Source organism: Candidatus Peribacteria bacterium (assembly GCA_023038255.1).
Classification (GTDB): Bacteria; Patescibacteriota; Gracilibacteria; order Peribacterales; family Peribacteraceae; genus CALREJ01.
In genome coordinates this window covers 1,082,885-1,096,134 of record CP082927.1, presented here as the reverse complement: position 1 = coordinate 1,096,134, position 13,250 = coordinate 1,082,885, and the positions used below count along the sequence as shown (strand labels likewise).

General features: G+C 51.9%; 15 protein-coding genes and 1 tRNA gene. 6 read left to right on the top strand and 10 right to left on the bottom strand.

Annotation, left to right across the window (positions count from 1 at the left end; translation table 11 throughout):
* Window positions 1-18 precede the first annotated feature (18 nt).
* Window positions 19-966 (bottom strand): SDR family NAD(P)-dependent oxidoreductase, encoded by a 948-nt coding sequence (locus K8942_05425; protein ID UPA22458.1) that lies wholly within the window; start codon window positions 964-966, stop codon window positions 19-21.
* A gap of 84 nt (window positions 967-1,050) precedes the next feature.
* Between K8942_05425 and K8942_05420 the strand changes: the two genes are divergently transcribed.
* Window positions 1,051-1,395, top strand: coding sequence for a hypothetical protein (locus K8942_05420; GenBank protein ID UPA22457.1), 345 nt, complete (start codon window positions 1,051-1,053; stop codon window positions 1,393-1,395).
* Here the strand turns inward: K8942_05420 and K8942_05415 are convergent.
* The 5 genes from K8942_05415 to prfB all read right to left on the bottom strand — a co-directional run bounded on the left by K8942_05415 (window position 1,392) and on the right by prfB (window position 5,012).
* Entirely contained in the window at window positions 1,392-2,699 is a 1,308-nt protein-coding gene (locus tag K8942_05415; GenBank protein UPA22456.1) for a UDP-glucose/GDP-mannose dehydrogenase family protein, read from the bottom strand. The two genes, K8942_05420 and K8942_05415, sit on opposite strands and share 4 nt — an antisense overlap.
* A 138-nt stretch (window positions 2,700-2,837) precedes the next feature.
* On the bottom strand, window positions 2,838-3,197 hold the full coding sequence (locus K8942_05410) for a hypothetical protein (protein ID UPA23152.1): 360 nt from the start codon (window positions 3,195-3,197) through the stop codon (window positions 2,838-2,840).
* 377 nt (window positions 3,198-3,574) lie between these two features.
* Window positions 3,575-3,665: transfer RNA gene (locus K8942_05405), tRNA-Ser, on the bottom strand.
* A gap of 49 nt (window positions 3,666-3,714) precedes the next feature.
* Window positions 3,715-3,960: a hypothetical protein gene (locus tag K8942_05400; protein UPA22455.1), complete on the bottom strand. Its 246-nt coding sequence runs from the start codon at window positions 3,958-3,960 to the stop codon at window positions 3,715-3,717.
* Between the two features lie 44 nt (window positions 3,961-4,004).
* Window positions 4,005-5,012 carry a peptide chain release factor 2 gene (gene prfB / locus K8942_05395; GenBank protein ID UPA22454.1) on the bottom strand — a complete coding sequence of 336 codons (1,008 nt, stop codon included), beginning with the start codon at window positions 5,010-5,012 and terminating at the stop codon, window positions 4,005-4,007.
* A 221-nt stretch (window positions 5,013-5,233) separates the two neighbouring features.
* On the opposite strand from prfB, the gene K8942_05390 reads away from it, so the two are divergent.
* The 5 genes from K8942_05390 to rplT all read left to right on the top strand — a co-directional run bounded on the left by K8942_05390 (window position 5,234) and on the right by rplT (window position 7,975).
* Window positions 5,234-5,836, top strand: a complete 603-nt coding sequence (locus K8942_05390) for a hypothetical protein (protein UPA22453.1) — start codon at window positions 5,234-5,236, stop codon at window positions 5,834-5,836.
* Window positions 5,833-6,690, top strand: coding sequence for a hypothetical protein (locus tag K8942_05385; GenBank protein ID UPA22452.1), 858 nt, complete (start codon window positions 5,833-5,835; stop codon window positions 6,688-6,690). The genes K8942_05390 and K8942_05385 overlap by 4 nt, the downstream gene beginning before the upstream one ends.
* Window positions 6,691-6,839: 149 nt before the next feature.
* A complete protein-coding gene (infC, locus tag K8942_05380) occupies window positions 6,840-7,331 on the top strand; it encodes a translation initiation factor IF-3 (protein ID UPA22451.1) in 492 nt (163 codons plus the stop codon).
* 85 nt (window positions 7,332-7,416) lie between these two features.
* Window positions 7,417-7,611 (top strand): 50S ribosomal protein L35, encoded by a 195-nt coding sequence (gene rpmI / locus K8942_05375; GenBank protein UPA22450.1) that lies wholly within the window; start codon window positions 7,417-7,419, stop codon window positions 7,609-7,611.
* A 16-nt stretch (window positions 7,612-7,627) separates the two neighbouring features.
* The gene (rplT, locus tag K8942_05370; protein ID UPA22449.1) at window positions 7,628-7,975 is read left to right on the top strand and encodes a 50S ribosomal protein L20; all 348 of its coding nucleotides are present in this window, start codon (window positions 7,628-7,630) and stop codon (window positions 7,973-7,975) included.
* A gap of 335 nt (window positions 7,976-8,310) precedes the next feature.
* On the opposite strand, the gene K8942_05365 is transcribed toward rplT, so the two are convergent.
* From K8942_05365 to K8942_05350, 4 genes are all read right to left on the bottom strand, one after another.
* Window positions 8,311-9,081, bottom strand: a complete 771-nt coding sequence (locus K8942_05365) for a hypothetical protein (GenBank protein ID UPA22448.1) — start codon at window positions 9,079-9,081, stop codon at window positions 8,311-8,313.
* A complete protein-coding gene (locus tag K8942_05360) occupies window positions 9,081-10,043 on the bottom strand; it encodes an NGG1p interacting factor NIF3 (GenBank protein ID UPA22447.1) in 963 nt (320 codons plus the stop codon). The genes K8942_05365 and K8942_05360 overlap by 1 nt, the downstream gene beginning before the upstream one ends.
* A 142-nt stretch (window positions 10,044-10,185) precedes the next feature.
* A complete protein-coding gene (locus K8942_05355; GenBank protein UPA22446.1) occupies window positions 10,186-12,288 on the bottom strand; it encodes an acetate--CoA ligase family protein in 2,103 nt (700 codons plus the stop codon).
* A 9-nt stretch (window positions 12,289-12,297) separates the two neighbouring features.
* Complete coding sequence (locus tag K8942_05350; GenBank protein UPA22445.1) at window positions 12,298-13,242, bottom strand: hypothetical protein; 945 nt, start codon at window positions 13,240-13,242, stop codon at window positions 12,298-12,300.
* Between the last annotated feature and the right edge of the window lie 8 nt (window positions 13,243-13,250).

Genomic DNA, 13,250 nt, shown 5'->3' with positions numbered 1-13,250 from the left:
ACGAGAATAGGCGTTTCTCTATATTCCGTAGTATTCCCTATACCAGTTCACAAACCGGGGCACGCCGTCTTTAATCTGGGTTTGCGGCTCAAATCCGAGCATTTTCTGCGCTTTGCTGATATCTGCCAGACTGGCGCGCACGTCACCCGGCTGCATAGGGAGATAGTCTTTTTTAGCTTCTTTGCCACAGGTCACTTCCACCATGCGGATGTATTCCATCAGTTCTTCTTTGCGGCCGCAGCCGAGGTTGAAGATCTCGTCATCGTAGTTCTTATCAATGGATGCAATGATGCCATTGGCTATGTCTTCCACGTACGTGAAGTCGCGCTGCATTTTGCCTTCCCCGAAAATCTGGAGTGGCCTGTCTTTCAGAAGCGCATCGGTGAACAGGAAGAGTGCCATATCCGGACGACCCCACGGACCGTAGACCGTGAAGAAGCGGAGGCCTGTCGATTTTGTTCCGTACAGTCTGTGGTAGGTGTGCGCCATCAGCTCGTTATCTTTCTTGTTCTGACCGTAGAGCGAGAGCTGATCATCTGTGCGGTCATCTTCCGCGGCGGGCAGTTTGCCGTTGCCGCCGTAGACGGAACTGGAAGATGCATAAATCAGTCCCGGAATGTTCTGCTTTCGTACTTCATCCAGAATGTGGAAGAACCCGGTGATGTTGATATCAATGTATTCATCCGGATGATCGAACGCATAGCGGACACCCGCAAGCGCTGCGAGGTGCAGTACGCGATCAACGCCTTTCATGGCATCCGCCACCGTTTTTCTATCGAGAATATCACCTTTGATAAACGTGAATCCGTCGCGCTGTTTGAGCATCTCCAGACGCTTCTCTTTCAAGGTCGGATCGTAATACGCGTTCATGTTATCGAGTCCCACAATTTCATCACCGCGATCAAGCAGTTTCATGATTGTGTGGAAGCCAATAAAGCCGGCGGCGCCTGTCACGAGAATCTTCATACGGAAGTCAGTGTGCGTGAAGGAGGCTTTGGGGGCAAGTACTCTCCTTGCACTTGTGCGGTTTTTATCTAAAATCCGCTCCTTATGGAAACTGGTTCACAGCGAGACTACCTCCTACATGTACAAAGGCGACAAGAAGATTGGCAGGCATATGTGAATTGCGTGTCTGTCACCGGTCTTAAAAACTTGCTCTCTACGTTGCAAAATCCACCACGTTATAGCGAAAAGGATTTACAGAATGTGCTGATCCGACTGCGTTCTACGCAAGTGACAGATGCTATTCTTTCTACCAACATAGAACAGCTGGAAGCTCTTATGCAGCAATTTCTTGCAGAACAAGCCCCTGTTATATTGCAGACTATTCAGCAAGAATCCCAAGAGGGACGGCTTAAAATGATGTCCCTCCTCAAAAAGAAGTCACAGGATTAAAGGCCAATTCCATGGTAGATGAACCCGGCCTCTGTGACCTCGCGTGGTTCATAAATATTGCGACCGTCAAACAGGAGATTGCCCTTCATGTGTTCTTTGGTGAGCTTCAGGTCTGTGCCGCGGAATTCGTCCCACTCGGTCAAAACCACGAGTGCGTCAGCTTCCATGACCGCATCCATCGAGGTATCGGCGTAGTGGGTAATGAATGGCAGCAGCGGCTTGGCGCGCTCGGTGGCAACGGGATCAAAAGCGCTTACCGTATGTCCGGCGCTGATGAGTGCATTGATGACATCAATACTCGGCGCTTCGCGCATGTCGTCGGTCTTCGGTTTGAAACTGAGTCCCCAGATGGCGACTTTCGACTGCGCCGGGAGCATCGACACAATCTTTGCAATGAAGCGTTCGCGCTGATGCTGGTTCACGGCATCGGTCGCTTCCACAATCGGCATCGGGATGCCGTACTCTTTTCCGGTGGCGAGCAGTGCTTTTACATCTTTCGGAAAGCAGCTGCCGCCGTAGCCGATACCCGCATGCAAAAAGCGTGGACCAATGCGGCTGTCGAGGCCCATGCCCGTTGCGACATCGCGGATATTGCCGCCGGTTTTTTCCGTCAGCTCCGTGAGCATATTGATGAAGCTGATCTTCGTTGCGAGGAAGGCGTTGCTTGCGTACTTCACAATTTCCGCGCTCTCTCTCTTCATGAAAATGATCGGCTTATTGGCTCTGGTGATGGGGCGATACAGCTCTTCCATCAGTTCTTTTGCGCGCGTATCACCATTGATTCCCACGACAATGCGTTCAGGCATCATCGTATCCGGCACCGCCATTCCCTCACGTAAAAATTCAGGATTGCTCACAACAGGAATACTCCAGGTAATACCGCGCTCTTTCAGGATTGCATTGATCTTCTCCTCACACAGCTCGCCGGTCCCCACCGGTACTGTCGATTTATTCACAAACACAATCGGGTGATCCACTTTCTGCGCGATTGTTTCTGCAACAGCAAAGACCGCACGCAGGTCCGCTTTGAATCCTTCGCCCGGGGGAGTGGCCACTGCGGAGAACACCACTTCTGCATGTGGGAGTGCGAGTGTGATATCTGTTTCAAATATCAGGCGTCCGTTTGCGAGGCCCTGCTTGATGAGTTCTTCCAGTCCGGGTTCGTAGATCGGGCTTTTGCCGTCGCGCAGCATTGCAACTTTGGCGGCATCAATATCAATGCCATACACCGTGTGTCCGAGTTCTGCGAAGCATGCCGCAGACACGAGTCCTACGTAGCCGGTGCCAATTACCGCGATGGTCATGGACGACAGCTTACATGCCTGTCCGTAGCTCTGGAAGAGCGAAGGCGGGTAGCTTTTGGCTTTCAGCTTCTAGAGTTCTCCAAAGAAAAAAGCCTCCCCGTTACAGAAGGCTTTTATCAATTCCGAGAAAAAGATCGCTTAGAGATCTTCGCCACGAACGGTCTTGCGGCCGTTAGCTGCTGCGCGCTTGATAGCCTCGGAAAGAAGCCACTCAGCGAGAGCGCTCACGTGCTCAGCGAGATCGCCGGAAGACATCATGTTCTTGCCATTGATGTATTCCTTAACCTTGCTAGCCACGATGAGGGCCATTTTGCCCGGCGTGAAAGCGAGCATGTCTGAACCACGAACCGTCTTGCGGTCGTTAGCCTGGGCAGCTTTGACGCCCATACCCAGCCACATTTCAATGTGCTTGCTGAGGTGTTCTGCGAGGTCACCGGAGGACATCATGCCCTTGCCGTTAACCAGCTCTTTAACTTTTGAAGCTACAACGTAACTCATAAAAAAAGAGGAAAGAAATAATGCGAGGTGAATTCTATTCACCCTAGAGTGCATTATGCAAGCGAGAATTTGAATTTCACGTAGGAATAGCACTGAAATGTTCAATGGACGACGCTACAATTTGTCGTGGGGTCATCTTTTACGATACCCGTGTTTGTGTGCACTTTTTTGGCTGTATGAAGAGAAATACAGCCCACCAAACATCCGCAGGAAAAATCCTCCCAAAAAACACACCGGTCCATGTAGTGAGATTTCTTTCTTTATGGTGTTATTGGATGTGTTTTCTATTGATGAAAGGGTGATTTTGTTCAGTTTGATGTACAAATAGCTTTCGGAAAAGAGTCTGGCCGGAGGCCAGCCGAAGCCTTGGCGAAGGCTGGCGGAGAGGGAGAGATTCGAACTCTCGAGACCCTTTTGAGGCCTACACGATTTCGAGTCGTGCGCCTTCGACCACTCGGCCACCTCTCCGCGCGTAGCGCAGACGATAGCCGAAATGAGTTCTCTGTAAAGCGGAGACTCAGGCAGCATCTGGCTTTTTCCCGCTCTGCGCCCCCGTAATCCACGCCACTCTTTCTGCCAGCAATGCACGCAGTGCAGCGCGCTGATGTTCTGCTTTTTTATTAATATGATCCGCGACTGTACGGACACAGTTCAGTAGTTCTTCCTGACTGGCCTTTTTGTCTATAGCGGTATCCAGTGCAATCAATGCCTTGTTCACTGCATCGTCCGGAAAATAATCCAGTGTGGGAGTGTCATCAGTCACGTGTGTAGTATAGTACACTCTTCGGCTCCGCTCGGGGTGACAGTTTACTGCTTAGCCAATCTCTTTAATTCTGCATCAATAAACATCTGAATATCGCCATCAAGTACTCCTTGTGTGTTACTGGTTTCGGCGTCAGTACGCAGATCTTTCACCATCTGGTACGGATGCAGAACATAGCTGCGGATCTGCTGCCCGAATGATGCACTCTGTGATGCGCCTTTCAGTTCCTGTTTTTGCTCGAGTTCTTCCGCGCGCTTTTTTTCGAGGAGTTTTGCTTTGAGCAGGTTCATCGCGCGCTCGCGGTTCTGGATCTGGCTGCGCTCAGTTTGAACTGCTACGACAATATTTGTCGGGAGATGTGTCAGGCGGATGGCGCTATCAGTTTTGTTCACGTGCTGACCGCCGGCTCCGCTGGAGCGGTAGGTGTCGACGCGCAGATCGCTCGCATTGATAACAATCTCATTTGTCTCCGTAATTTCCGGAAGCACTTCGACGAGTGCGAAGCTTGTCTGGCGCAGGCTTTTTGCGTTGAAAGGGGAGAGGCGCACGAGGCGGTGTGTGCCCTTCTCGCACTTCAGATATCCGTATGCCGGATCGCCTTCCACAAAAATCGTGACAGTTTTGATGCCCGCTTCCTGTCCATCTGTTTTATCAACAATCGACGTCGTCCATTCCATGCGCTCGCAGTAACGCAGGTACATGCGCATCAGAAATCCCGCCCAGTCCTGCGCCTCGGTTCCTCCTGCTCCGCCGCTGATAGTGATGTAGCAGTTGTTGTGATCGAACTCACCGGAGAGATAGAGCATCGGTTCCAGGATCGCCCATTCTTTTATCGCCTTATCATATTCGGTCTGTAATGCCGGCAGGTCATCCAGAGAACTGATCTGCGTCATCTCCACCAAACCATCAACATCACTCTTCAGAGCTGCCACAGGGTCCCACTGCTTCTTGAGTCCGCGGAGTTTTGCAAAAAGCTCGTTCGCTTTCTGCTGGTCATCCCAAATATCGGACGCGGTTGATTTCGCTTCCAGTTCGGCTATCTGTGCAGGCACATTCCGGGCCTCAAAGAGAGTCCTTTCCCATGTTCACTGCAGACTGCAGTTCCTGAAGCTTCAAAAGGAGTTCTTCCACGGGGAAGGGGGGAGAGATTAGGGCTCTACTCTACCGCATCTCGGTCTTTCTTTATAAGTACAAATAAAAACTATTTACTGTATTGTCAAACACACACCGGTTCAAAAAGATCACTTTTTCTGCTATACTGTCTAGAAAACACATGTTCCCCACACCCACACTTACACCGGCCCAGAAAGAGCCATTCCAGGATATTCTGGAACGCGTTGCATTGCCGCTCATGCTTTTTTCAGCAGTGTTCTTCGTGCTGCTCTTCGTCTCATGGTTCGGCATCCTTCCGCGCTTCACAAGTTTTGCAGTGTCCGACGAGCGTCTTTCACCGGTAGAAATGGAAACCTATGTGTCGCACATGAAGGCGGAACTTATGACACAGGAAGACACGCGTAACCGCCTTATTCTCCCGACGTATGACGAGGCGTATGAAACGCTGAAATCCGCGAAGCGCAGCGAGATGAGTGCGTTTGTGCTCCGGAAGAAGCTCGAAGAAATGGGCGTTGCGGTTGCGATGAAGAAAGATGCAGTCGTCATCACACGCATTTCTACTGATGGATCAACAGTCACTCTGAGCGGCGATGTCCGCAATGTGGACCTGCGCAGCATGACTGTGCTCGCATCGTTTGTGGAAGCAGTCGAAGATCTTTCTTTTGTCAGCAACATGACGCGTCCGTCTTTCACCCGTGAACAGAATGCAGACGGTACGTTCCATTCTCCGTTCACGATCACCTTCACGCTCGCAACCACATGATCACCGTCGCATCCATCCGCCGGCCGGGCCTTCGGGTGCAGTATCTGCTCTCAGCCATGCTGCTCGGGCTTTCCATTCAGCTCCTCACGCTGCACGTGGAAACAGTGCGTGATATGCGCGACATTGGATTACCGGCTGCCCTTGCACTGCCTTCCATCCAGCACCGCATGAATATCATAAAAGAACAGTCGGAAGTGGCGCAGTTGCAGGCGAGTATCACCGGAGACTCGAGTGAGGAAATGCTGCGGATGTATGTCCTTCCGGATGACACCGCTCTTGATCGCCTCCTTGCAACCGTTGATGCTCTGACGACTGAACTGCGAAAGCAGGGGATGCTGGCCAGCCTCTCACCGGTACAGGTCGGTGATGAAACGGATGCTGACGGTTTCACAAAAACGCCGGTCTCTTTTGAGGCTGATGTCACTGCAGAGGGACTCAAGACGCTCTTTCTCTTCCAGGACCTTTCCGGACTTCTGACTGTGAGTGATGCGCTGACTGCGGACGAACAGACAGCACTGCTGCAGCTGACGGAGCAGGAAAATCCTGCTGCTATCACCGCACTCGAAACATTCCTCTCGATGGATCTTCTCACCTACGCCAAGGCGCCTCAGGTGGCACAGGATCAGTTGTTCCGCTCTTTTTCCTCTGATGTCTTCACCGATTCCTTCAGCCGCATGACCGAGCAGTCGGATCTTGGTGCGATTGTCGAACTGCTTTCCGGGCCACTTGCTCGTTCACTCGAAGCGCAGAAACTTTGGCCCCTGCGGTTCCTGATGCCTGTCAAAAGTGCGATCCGCCAGACGGGAGTGAACCAGTATCACATTGCAGTGACGTGGGAGGCGTATAGTCGGTGATTGGTCATTGGTTATTGGTAGCGGGTTTTGCGTGAGTTTTCTTGACCGTGATGGGTATTTTGCGTAGATTAAGCCCAATTTTCCCCCTCAATTTTCTGAGACAACGATTTACCCATGGCAGACAGCAGAAGCTGGAAAAGCGTCCGCGCATGAATGAACAGATCACCAGCCCCCAGGTTATGCTTATCAGCGACGAAGGGGAAACGGAGACAGTCACGATTGCCGAGGCCCTGGAGCGTGCCAAGACTGCCGAGATGGATTTGATTGAAGTATCGCCAAAAGCAGTACCACCAGTCGTGAAGATTGGGGATTTTGGTCATTATCTGTACCAGATCCAGAAGAAGGAGAAGAAGCAGAAAGCCAACAGCAAGCAGTCGGAAACGAAAATGCTGCGCTTCGGATTCCGCACAGAAAAGCACGATCTCGATCGTTTGGTGGATCAGGCGAAGGATTTCCTCGCAGAACGCCACATGGTGAAGTTTTCCGTGCGTCTGCGTGGTCGTGAGCTCACCAATAAGGATTATGCTATTACAAAGCTTAAGGGGCTGATGGCAGATCTTGCCGAATACGCGGAAGTAGAGCAGGAGATTAAACCGCAGGGAAACCAGTTTATTGCAGTTATGCGGCCAAAAGCCAAATAAGACCCTTCATCTGTATCTTGACCTCCAATTTTCCTTTGCATCCTCGTTAACTTTCCCTATACTCCCAGCCCGTCACAGGTTTTTTATGCCAAAAATGAAGTCACACAGCGGCGCGAAGAAGAGAGTCCGTAGGACTGGATCCGGTGCGCTTGCCATGAAACGCCACGGTCGCAGCCACCTTCTCCAGCAGAAGAGCAAGCGCCAGAAGCGTTTGAACCGTACTATTATGGTCCACCCGACCAACGTGCCCGCTCTGAAGGGTCTCCTCCCGAACATCTAATCTTCTCTTCACTCCCATGCGTGTAAAACGTGGTATCGTCCGGCATCGCAGACACAAGAAAATCCGCAAGTTAGCAAAAGGCTACGAAGCGGGGCGCAGTGGCACGTTCGTGAAGGCGAAGGAAGCTGTTATTAAAGCAGGTCAGCACGCGTACATGGATCGCAAGAAGAAAAAGCGTAACTTCCGCTCCCTCTGGATTATCCGCCTCAACGCGGCTATTCGTCAGACAGGCAGCAAGTACTCTGTCTTTATTGATCAGCTCAACAAAAAGGGCGTTCAGCTCGACCGCAAGGTTCTTTCTGAAATGGCTATCCGCGAGCCGGAGGCGTTCCAGAAGATTGTGGAGATGGTGACTGCTAAATAAAGCGTGTCACGCTAAGAGTTTTCGAACTGTGTCATGCTGAGGACGCTCGAAGCATATCTTTACATATAATCTTCTCTCTTTGTATGTAGATTCGCTCCGCTGGCCGCTGCCGCGGGGGGCATTCTTTTTGCCCGTGCAGCAAAAAGAATCAAAAAGTGCGGTCCGGCCAGAGCCACTGACCGCTGACCCCCTCACCCCCCGTGGCCGGACACCTCGCCACGAACCTTCATTTTCCCTTTGGGAAAATGGTCCTGGTGGAACTTCTTTTTTTATGAACCAACAGAACTCCCTCGCCCGGAACGGGAGAGGGCTAAATCTCAATCTCATCCCCCAATCTACTTCTTCTTCGTCGCCACCTTCTTCACTGCCTTCTTTCCTCCTCCCGTCACCGGCTTGGTAGCGGGCTTCATGTGTCCGTACATCTCAATGGTACAGAGCGTGTAGAGCACGGTAGAGAGAGTGGTGAAAGCGGCAGAGAGCACATTCAGGATTGTCAGACTCATACTTGTCGGCATGTTGATGCCAAAGCCATCGAGAATACGGATGGGTGCGAAGAGGATGATGCCCAGCAGGAACAGCTTGATGAAGAGCTGCCACGTGTGGCCTTTCACAATCGCTTTGCTTTTCTGGAGTGCGGGGCGGTAGGAGATGCCTTCTTCAATTAAGATGATGGAATAGAAGGCGGTGCGGACGCTGTAGATGACACCGGGGACAATCAGGAGAAGCGCCCAGAGGAACGTGATGATATTGCGGAGAATGCCGGTCAGAATCAGCGGGATAAGGAAGCGGCGGGCTTCCGTACGCACTGCGGAAAAAGACGTTCTGCTGCGGCCGGAACTGGAGCCCAATTGTCTGCTGCCGATAAGCAACACACAGGCAATGCCCCATACCAGAATAACGGAGAGGATGAGGATGAAGAGGGCACTCAGAAGAATGGGGGCGCCATTAGCTGCATCCATTTTCAGAGCAGGATCGGCCATGAAGGACGAGAGTTCGTTCATACCGATCATCGGCAGGAACATCAGCCAGATTGCAACCTGCATCAGCACGGACTGCTTTTTGGCGAAAGCCCAGGCATTGCCGATGAGTGTAAAAACAGATGGCATTATTTGCGCTTCACACGAACGAATCCGGAGACCTCGAGGACTTCGAGCTTCTTCTCTTCTTTGGCAAGCAGGTCGAGAAGCAGGTTGATACCCATTGCGTCGCTTCCCATGTGGCTGCACTGGATCATGTTCACGCCGTATTCTTTACCCTGTTCCACTTCTTTCTCGGTAAAGTGCATGGCGAGGATAGTGCCGACGCCCGCTGCGGACTGCGCTTTAATGAAGTCTTCCGGTCCATTGGTTCCTCCGGTGAATTCTGTAGCAACCAGTTTTCCAACGCGGCTGCCGCGGCTTCCGTTCACAATAATGGGCGGGTTGCCCTTCTTTGCGTAGTACTTGTATTCCTCAATGTCGTGGAGTGCGTTCACAATTTCGCCGAGATCATCAAAGTTCTTCTTACAGACGTTCTTTTCCATCCACTGCCAGACGAGGTTATCGGTAATCGTGTGACAGCCGAGAGCGGGGATACCGAGGAGCTCTGCCGTGCGCTGGGAGCGGAACATGTTGTCTGCGTGGATAGCGCGCCAGATGCGGTCCTGACGAGGACGCAGGAGATGTTCTGAGTGATTCACAGGCACACCGGCTTTGGCGTAGACATCGACCTGTACATCCATGACCTTATCGAGGTCAGCCAATGAGCGGCCTTCCGGATGGTGGATCATGACAGCATCAATTTTATGCCCCTTTTCGCGGAGGCGATCCGCAAGGATGAATTCCTGGGTTTCGATATCAATACCCACCATCAGATGCTTCACTTCCGTATTGTCGTCTCCCCACAGGATGCCGGAATCCGAATACGGGTTCCAGGTGCGCTCCATATTGAAGAGTTCTTTCTCGCGGCCTTCAAGTTTCTTGCTGCGGTCGAGTTCTTTCTTGAGCATTTTTTCAATATATTTGCGGCCACGGGGGTCGGCGTCGATACCGTATTCAACGGCGCGTTCCATCATTTTCTTGAGCTTCATAACGAAAAACGGAAATGTGCAAAATGTACCCTCTAGAGTAAGAGGGCGCATACATAAAAGTAAAGCACGATTTTGCGCATTTTTCGAAGATACAAGAAACAAGATATTCCCTCTGGGGACCCTTCAGAGTCTCTTGTTTCTTTTATCCAATCACGACCTTTGCATCGGCAATAATCACGTGACTCTCCGAGACAAGAACCGGGTTTAGGTCGAGCTCCTGAATCTCCGGGCAGGCCATCATCATGTCGGACACGCGTTCGACGACGGTTGCGAGTGCATCAATATCGCGCTGCGGTTTGCCGCGCATCCCAAGGAGCAGCTTCCAGGCCTTCAGCTCCGTGAGCATTTCGTACGCCATTTGCGTGCTGACCGGTGCAATGCGGAACGATGTGTCGGCAAACAGTTCCGTATAGATACCGCCAAGACCGGCCATAATCAGCGGACCAAAGGACGCATCGCGCGTGGCGCCGACGATGAATTCATCGCCGACCGGGAGGAATTGCTGGACGAGGACGCCATTGATGGTGGGTGATTGGTTATGGGTTATGGGTAATGAGTTATGGGATTTTTGGACGTTGCTGATGATTTCTGTGAAGGCTTTTGTGACATCGTCTTTTGTTTTGAGGTTGGCGCGGACGCCACCGACGTCTGTTTTGTGGAGGATTTGTGGAGAGCTGATTTTCATGATGACCGGATAGCCGATTTGCTCTGCGATGATTGCGGCTTCCTCAGGACTTTTTGCCAATGCCTGTTTGGGCATCGGGAGGTCGAAGTGGGTGAAGAGTGCAGCGGTTTTTTCTTCATCTAGAAGACCTTTTGGGAGATCGGTCACCGGAGACCGGTGATCGGGTGTGTCATGCTGAGGGCACTCGAAGCATGTAGACGTGTTCACCCTTCGAGCGGCCTCAGGGTGACACTGCAGTGCGGCCATGGCCGCCACTGCTCTCTCTGGTGTCGGGAAGACGGGGATCTTCTGGCTGCGCAGATAGGCAATCGCTTCAGTCACTGATTCTCCGCCCATAAAACATGCACAGACCGGCATCAGCGATGCAGAGCGCGTGACATCCACAATCATTTTTGCAATCTCCAGACACGGCGTCATCACCTGTGGAGTTAAAATCACCACAAGTCCATCTATGTTCGGGTCTTCACAGCATGCAGTCATGGCGGCTTCATACCGATCAGCTCCTGCATCACCAATGACATCAATCGGGTTATGGATGGATGCGCTGGCAGGGAGTTTTGGCGCGAGGACAGCTGCTGTTTTTTCACTGAGTGCAGGGAGTTGCAGGTGCACACTTTCTGCTGCATCTGTCGCGAGAATACCCGGCCCACCGGCGTTGGTCACAATACCGATTTTATGCGTGAGGAGCGTCGGCTGTGTGCTTAGAACCGCGAGCAGGTCGAACAGCTCTTCGCTGGTGTGGGCGCGGTGGATTCCTGTTTCTGCGCAGAGTGCATCAATCGCACTGTCACTTCCGGCAAGCGCTCCTGTGTGGGATGCAGCAGCCTGTTTGCCGTGGTTCGAGACACCTGCTTTCAGCAGCACAATCGGTTTTACTTTGGCAACGCGTGCGGCAATATCGCGGAATGTTCTGCCGTCTTTGATGCTTTCCAGATAGAAGGCGATCACCTTGGTTTCTTCATCTTTCTCGCACAATTCCAACCACTCACATTCATCCATCACCGCTTTGTTTCCAATGCTCGCCATCAGCGAAAAGCCGATGCCTTCCTGTGGCGCGCGGTCCATCAATGCCACAGCAGTTGCACCGGACTGACTGATGAGCGCGACGGTTCCCGCAGGCGGCAGATCTTTGGCAAACGATGCGTTCATGCCGATAGCCGGACGGACGACACCCAGACAGTTCGGACCGACGAGGTGGATGCTGTACTGGTCAGCAATGGCGACGAGTTCTTCCTCCAGCTTCTTTCCGTCATCGGTATGGACTTCGCTAAATCCGGCACTGATAACGACTACAGATTTGATGCCTTTCTCGCCACATTCTTTCAGAGCTGCAGGAACGACCGCAGCGGGAATCACAATCACCGCAAGATCAACCGCATTACCAATGTCTTTGACCGATGTGTAGACCTGCTTTCCGAGAATCTCGCCACCCTTCACGTTTACCGGATAGACCTGACCGTTGAAGCCCTGTGTGAGCAGGTTTTTTAAGATGTCATGGCCGACCTTGCCTTCCTGTGAGGAGGCTCCGATGACGGCGATGGATGTTGGTGTAAGAAGCATGAAGGCAGCTTAGTCCTGTGTGTCTGCGAGGGCAGCTATTTCATTCCAGATTTTATAGAATGTTTCGTCGTCCCAGGTTTCTCCGGGTGACAGGTAACGTTCCACGGATTCTTTGGTGTCTGCGTAGACATCATCTCTGAATGCCTCATTGTTTTGCAGAAGGTACGTGCCTATGTGTGTGGTAATGCGGTCTTCCAGAGTTCCGAATCCGCCGCTTGCATTGGTTCGACGTGTACTTTCAAGAGCTCTGCGTAGGATTGCATCCTTATTGTCGTCCGTCAGATCAATTCCGATCGGTGCTTTCTGCTGCTCATTTGCCTGTGCGAGTCTGGCTTGTGCGTCCTCTTCCTCTTTTGCCATTTGTTTCGCTTTGAGTTTTGCAAGAACCTGCTCGCGGATGGTTAATTGTCTGCCTTCAACAGGCTGGGCAGTGGGAGCGCGGGTGGGGGCGGAGAGAGTGCGAAGGTTCAGTGGGTTTTCCGCAACTTCGCCGTTTGGCCCCGTTGCGAGCATGTCACAGTATTGCGCCAGGTGTTTGAAGTATTCCGTAAAAAGAATAATCGGGCATCGCTGCCCCGCATAGATCGCTTGCAATGTCTGCAGGCAGTCGTTGTAGCGCGCCACTCCCTCTTCGGATAAAAGTGCATTGAAGATAACTAATCCACACTGTTGTCGCTCTTGTTCGAGCGCCCGTGTGCCTGCCTGCATAATGATGTTTTCATATTTTACTTTCTTTTTCTGAATGCCGTTTCTATGTTCAGGTCTGACCGTGAGTGCGTAGGGAATGGTCTGCATTTCTACGCTCTTTTCTGCATCCTCGTTTGGTTCCGGAGACATGGTGACATCGGAAAGATCGATCGTTTGTCCGATCGCTGCTTCAATCATTGCAGGGTCTTTTTGCGGCTCCGGGTGCTGTTGCTCTTGGCTTCCTAAAGACGATGGGGTGTTTGTCATATGTTTAT

Excerpts from the sequence above, each read along its gene's own strand:
- K8942_05425 (UPA22458.1), bottom strand. The coding sequence starts at position 966 with ATGAAGATTCTCGTGACAGGCGCCGCCGGCTTTATTGGCTTCCACACA.
- K8942_05420 (UPA22457.1), top strand. The coding sequence starts at position 1,051 with ATGGAAACTGGTTCACAGCGAGACTACCTCCTACATGTACAAAGGCGA.
- K8942_05415 (UPA22456.1), bottom strand. The coding sequence starts at position 2,699 with ATGACCATCGCGGTAATTGGCACCGGCTACGTAGGACTCGTGTCTGCG.
- K8942_05410 (UPA23152.1), bottom strand. The coding sequence starts at position 3,197 with ATGAGTTACGTTGTAGCTTCAAAAGTTAAAGAGCTGGTTAACGGCAAG.
- K8942_05390 (UPA22453.1), top strand. The coding sequence starts at position 5,234 with ATGTTCCCCACACCCACACTTACACCGGCCCAGAAAGAGCCATTCCAG.
- K8942_05385 (UPA22452.1), top strand. The coding sequence starts at position 5,833 with ATGATCACCGTCGCATCCATCCGCCGGCCGGGCCTTCGGGTGCAGTAT.
- infC (UPA22451.1), top strand. The coding sequence starts at position 6,840 with ATGAATGAACAGATCACCAGCCCCCAGGTTATGCTTATCAGCGACGAA.
- rpmI (UPA22450.1), top strand. The coding sequence starts at position 7,417 with ATGCCAAAAATGAAGTCACACAGCGGCGCGAAGAAGAGAGTCCGTAGG.
- rplT (UPA22449.1), top strand. The coding sequence starts at position 7,628 with ATGCGTGTAAAACGTGGTATCGTCCGGCATCGCAGACACAAGAAAATC.
- K8942_05365 (UPA22448.1), bottom strand. The coding sequence starts at position 9,081 with ATGCCATCTGTTTTTACACTCATCGGCAATGCCTGGGCTTTCGCCAAA.
- K8942_05360 (UPA22447.1), bottom strand. The coding sequence starts at position 10,043 with ATGAAGCTCAAGAAAATGATGGAACGCGCCGTTGAATACGGTATCGAC.
- K8942_05355 (UPA22446.1), bottom strand. The coding sequence starts at position 12,288 with ATGCTTCTTACACCAACATCCATCGCCGTCATCGGAGCCTCCTCACAG.
- K8942_05350 (UPA22445.1), bottom strand. The coding sequence starts at position 13,242 with ATGACAAACACCCCATCGTCTTTAGGAAGCCAAGAGCAACAGCACCCG.